Origin of the sequence: Stenotrophomonas sp. HMWF003 (assembly GCF_003061285.1) — a bacterium.
GTDB classification, from domain to species: domain Bacteria; phylum Pseudomonadota; class Gammaproteobacteria; order Xanthomonadales; family Xanthomonadaceae; genus Stenotrophomonas; species Stenotrophomonas maltophilia_AP.
In genome coordinates, this window is the sequence record NZ_QAIW01000353.1 from 2,523 (window position 1) to 3,215 (window position 693).

A 693-nucleotide genomic window follows, 5' to 3' on the forward strand; every position below is an offset into this window, starting at 1 on the left:
TCACATCATCATCCGGGAGCGCCGCTGAGCACGGCACCCGGGTGTCGGGCAGGGTGCGCTGCGGTACGCGCGTGTCCTGTGACGCCCCGTTCGGGCCCGTCGGATCCGGCTTGCACCATCCCTGTTGTGTTGTCCCGGGCGCATGCCGCGCCCGGGACTTTTTTCAGGCAGTGCTGGCCTCAGAACCAGACGCGCACGCCGGCCACCCAACGGGTATCACGCGCACGTTCGCCGGCCGCCTGGTGGTAATCGGCGGTATCGCCGAACAGGCGTTCATGGCTGATGCCGATGTACGGCGCGAAACGCCGGTTGAACTCGTAGCGCAGGCGCAGCCCCGCTTCGACCTTGTTCAAGCCGCTGCCCGTGCCATGGCGCGGATCGTCCTTGGCCGCGAGCGTGGCCTCCAGCAACGGCTGCAGGATCAGGCGGTTGGTCAACAGTAGTTCGTACTCGATTTCGGCCGTGGCCATCACCTGGCCCCCTTCGCCCACATAGGCGGTGGCCGAGGTCTCGAACTTGTACGGCGCCAGGCCCTGGATGCCCAGCGCCGCCCAGGTGCGGGAATCGCCGGGGCCAAGGTCCTGTTTGACGCCCACCAGCACATCCCACCACGGTGAGACGCTGCGCCCGTACAGCACTTCGACATCGGCCGCTTCGGTACGCCCGCCGCTGCGTTCGCCTTCGCTGCGCACC

At 67.8% G+C, this 693-nt stretch carries 1 protein-coding gene; it reads right to left on the bottom strand.

The features are described 5' to 3' along the window. Positions 1-179: 179 nt before the first annotated feature. A partial coding sequence (locus tag DBR34_RS14255) for a copper resistance protein B (protein WP_146186850.1) occupies positions 180-693 on the bottom strand: 514 nt, incomplete at its 5' end.